Genomic DNA, 3,970 nt, shown 5'->3' with positions numbered 1-3,970 from the left:
CATGATCATCCGGGCGGGCGAGAACCTGTACCCCAAGGAAATCGAGAACGCGCTCTACCGTCATCCCGCTGTTCACGAAGCCGCGGTAGTCGGTGTGCCCGACGCCGTGCTGGGCGAGGTGCCGGTCGCCCACGTGGTGCCCGCGCCGCAGGCCGCGGTCACCGTCGAAGAGCTGATCGAACACTGCCGCGGGGAACTCGCGGCGTTCAAGGTTCCCGCCGCGATCGTGTTGACCGCGGAGATGCCACGCAATCCGGTCGGCAAGATCGACAAGAAGCAGCTGCGGCTCTCGGCCGCGCGCACCTGAGCGGTTCTGCACCGCAATCCACTTCGAACGAAAGACAGCCCTTTCGGTCGCGGTCACTCGCGTCCGGAAGCCGGAAGAAAGGGATCGAGCCATGGGATTCAAGACGGGAGACTTCCCGCCGGTGGACACCGAGACATTCTTGGATCTGCCACTGCGCGAACGTATACGGACGCTGGCGCTGCACTGGGCGGAATACGGATTCGGTACGCCGAAGATGATCCACACCGTGTATCTCGCGAAAGTGCTCGTGCTCTACATCATCGGCGGCATCGCGATCGCGACGGCGACGTCGGGCACCGGGCCGTTCTGGGATGTGGCGCAGTGGTGGAACCAGCCGGTGGTCTACCAGAAGCTGGTCCTGTGGACGGTGCTGCTCGAAGCCCTCGGCGTCGCGGGCTCCTGGGGACCGTTGGCGGGCAAGTTCAAGCCGATGACCGGCGGCATCCTGTACTTCGCGCGACGGGGAAGTATCCGATTGCGGCCCTGGTATCGGGTGCCGTTCACCAACGGTGACTCGCGCACCGCCCTCGACGTGGTCCTGTATCTGGGCTTTCTCGCGTCGCTGGTGATCGCCCTGGTCGCACCGGGCCGGACCACCGCCGCACTGCTGGAAGCGCTGCCGGACAACACCTCCGGACTGGTCCGGCCCGTGCTGCTGATCGCGCCGATCGTGCTCTACATCCTGTGCGGGCTGCGCGACAAGACGATCTTCCTGGCGGCTCGCGGCGAGCAGTATCTGCCCGCGCTGCTGTTCTTCGCGGTGTTGCCGTTCACCGATATGATCATCGCGGCCAAGCTGCTGATCGTGATCGTGTGGGTCAGCGCGGGAGTTTCGAAGTTCGGCAAGCACTTCACCAATGTGGTGCCCCCGATGGTGTCCAACAGCCCGTCGATGCCGTTCCGGTCGATCAAACGCGCCCACTACCGCGACTTTCCGCGCGATATCCGCCCGTCGCGGGTGGCGGCGTTCATGGCTCATGTCGGTGGTACCGCCGTGGAGGTGCTCACCCCGATCGTGTTGCTGTTCTCGACGAACCACTGGCTCACGTTGGCCGGGGTCGCGATGATGGTCATCTTCCACCTGTTCATCACGTCCACCTTCCCGCTGGCCGTGCCGCTGGAGTGGAACATCCTGTTCGCCTACCTCACCGTGTTCCTGTTCCTCGGGTTCCCGAACTCGGACGGGTACGGGGTATTCGACATGTCGTCGCCGTGGCTGACGGTGGCGATCGCGGCGGGGCTCGCATTCTTCCCTGTGCTGGGCAACCTGCGCCCCGACCTGGTGTCGTTCCTGCCGTCCATGCGTCAGTACGCCGGCAACTGGGCCTCGGCGCTGTGGGCCTTCGCACCGGGCGCCGAGGCGAAGCTCAACACCATCGCGCACCGCCCCGCCGACAACCAGGTCGACCAGCTGCTGGCCATGGGCTACCCGCCCGCGGTCGCCGAGATCACCATGCAGCAGACCATCGCCTGGCGTTCTATGCACAGTCAGGGCCGCGGCCTGTTCTCCCTGCTGTACAAGCACCTTCCCGACGTCGATCGCTGGACCGTGCGCGAAGCCGAGTTCGCCTGCAACTCGCTGATCGGCTTCAACTTCGGCGACGGCCACCTGCACAACCTGGACCTGATCGACGCGGTGCAGGCACGGGTCGGCTTCGCTCCGGGAGAATGGATCGTGGTGTGGGTGGAGTCGCAGCCGGTACACAAGAGCACGCAGCAATACATGGTGGTCGACGCGGCGCTGGGCGTCATCGAACGCGGAACATGGGAGGTGGCCGACGCGGTCGAGGCGTTGCCGTGGCTGCCGGACGGTCCCATCGCGCATACCGTGACCTGGCGGCGTGAAGACGTCACCGCACCGCGGCAGGGTGTGGTGGCTCCGGCCGAATAGCCGAGCACCGGACGATATCTCGACCAAGAGAAAGGCACGTCGATGACAACGGCGACAGTGGTCGGCAGCGGCCCCAACGGGCTGGCCGCGGCCATCACCCTGGCCCGCGCGGGCGTGGAGGTGACGGTTCTCGAAGCGGCCGACACGATCGGCGGCGGCACCCGCTCGAGCGAGGCGATCCTGCCCGGTCTGCTGCACGACCACTGCTCGGCCATCCACCCGATGGCCGTGGGCTCGCCGTTCCTGCGGCGCATCGACCTGGAACGGTACGGATTGCGGTGGGCGTGGTCGGAACTCGACTGCGTCCACCCCCTCGACGACGGCACCGCCGGTGTGCTGCACCGCTCGGTCACCGAGACCGCCACGGGCCTCGGCGCCGATGAACGGCTGTGGCGCACGCTGTTCGAACGCCCGGTCGCCGGCTACGACATATTCGATGCCGACATCATGCGCCCGCTGCTGCGCATTCCTCGCCATCCGATCCGACTGGCGCGCTTCGGCATTCCGGCGACCGCACCCGCCACACTGCTCGCGCGAGCTTTCCGCACCGAAGCGGGACGGGCCTTGTTCGGCGGCGTCGCCGCACACGCCTTCCAACCCCTCGAACGCCCGTTGAGCGCCAGCGTCGGGCTCGGCATCCTGACGGCGGGACACCGATACGGCTGGGCGGTCGCGGTCGGCGGATCCCAGCGGATCGCCGACAGCATGGTCGCGGTACTGGCCGACCACGGCGGAAAGGTCGAGACCGGCGTCCGCGTGCGCTCGGTCGCCGACCTACCGCCGTCCGACATCACCATCTGGGACCTCGCCCCGACCGCGCTCGCGGAGATCCTCGCCGACCGACTCCCCACTCGAATTGCACGCGCCTACCACCGATTCCGCTACGGCCCCGGCGCTTTCAAGGTCGACTTCGCCGTCGACGGCGGTATCCCATGGACCACCGAAGCCGCCCACCGCGCGGGCACAGTGCACCTGGGCGGCTCCTTCGCCGAGATCGCCGCGGGCGAACGTGACATCCACGTCGGCCGAATGCCTCAGCGCCCCTTCGTCCTGGTCGGCCAGCAATACCTCGCCGACCCTCAGCGATCGGCAGGATCGGTTCACCCCGTCTGGACCTACGCCCACGTCCCCAACGGCTACACCGGTGACGCCACCGCAGCCATCATCGCCCAGATCGAACGCTTCGCACCCGGCTTCCGAGACCGCGTAGTCGGCCTGACCACCCGCACCACCGCAGAATTCGCCGACTACAACCCCAACTACGTCGGCGGCAACATCATGACCGGCGCCAAGAACATCCCACAGCTGGTCTTCGGCCCCCGAAAAACCCTGCAGCCCTACGACACCGGCCTCCCAGGCCACTACCTGTGCTCGGCGGCGACCCCGCCCGGCCCCGGCGCGCACGGCATGTGCGGTGCCAACGCCGCCGAACGAGCACTGCGACGGCTGAGGTAACCAATATTCGAGGACCGACAATGGTGGCTGACCCATCACATATGCCACCACCAGCGGTGCCCGAACGTCCGCTCATGGCGATGAGCGCGAGGTTTGCAGGGGTGCTCGGAGAGTATGCCTGAGCAGCAACCGGTTAGCCGCCCAGAAACTCGAGACGGTTGCCCACCGGGTCGGTTGTGTGGAATCGGCGGCGGCCGGGAATCTCGGCGGGATCAGCCCAGTGGACTTCGTATCCAGCCGCCGTGACCGCGGACGCGAGCGCGTCCACGTCAACGATGAAGGCGGGATGAGCTTTGCGCGCAGGATGGAAGGGTTCC

2 protein-coding genes and 2 pseudogenes are annotated in these 3,970 nt (G+C 67.0%); 3 read left to right on the top strand and 1 reads right to left on the bottom strand.

Going from position 1 to position 3,970, the window contains the following annotated elements; translation table 11 throughout:
* From ACFWF3_RS27165 to ACFWF3_RS27155, 3 genes and pseudogenes are all read left to right on the top strand, one after another.
* A pseudogene (locus tag ACFWF3_RS27165) lies at positions 1-307 on the top strand (AMP-dependent synthetase); the annotation flags it as partial.
* Between the two features lie 91 nt (positions 308-398).
* A complete protein-coding gene (locus ACFWF3_RS27160; protein ID WP_379316213.1) occupies positions 399-2,198 on the top strand; it encodes a DUF3556 domain-containing protein in 1,800 nt (599 codons plus the stop codon).
* A gap of 42 nt (positions 2,199-2,240) precedes the next feature.
* On the top strand, positions 2,241-3,653 hold the full coding sequence (locus ACFWF3_RS27155) for a phytoene desaturase family protein (protein ID WP_379316211.1): 1,413 nt from the start codon (positions 2,241-2,243) through the stop codon (positions 3,651-3,653).
* A gap of 133 nt (positions 3,654-3,786) precedes the next feature.
* Here the strand turns inward: ACFWF3_RS27155 and ACFWF3_RS27150 are convergent.
* Positions 3,787-3,970: pseudogene (locus ACFWF3_RS27150) on the bottom strand (glyoxalase); the annotation flags it as partial.

Origin of the sequence: Nocardia sp. NPDC060220 (assembly GCF_042727815.1) — a bacterium.
Lineage (GTDB): Bacteria > Actinomycetota > Actinomycetes > Mycobacteriales > Mycobacteriaceae > Nocardia.
The sequence above is the reverse complement of the archived record's forward strand: the minus strand, read 5'-3'. Positions and strand labels throughout refer to the sequence as shown.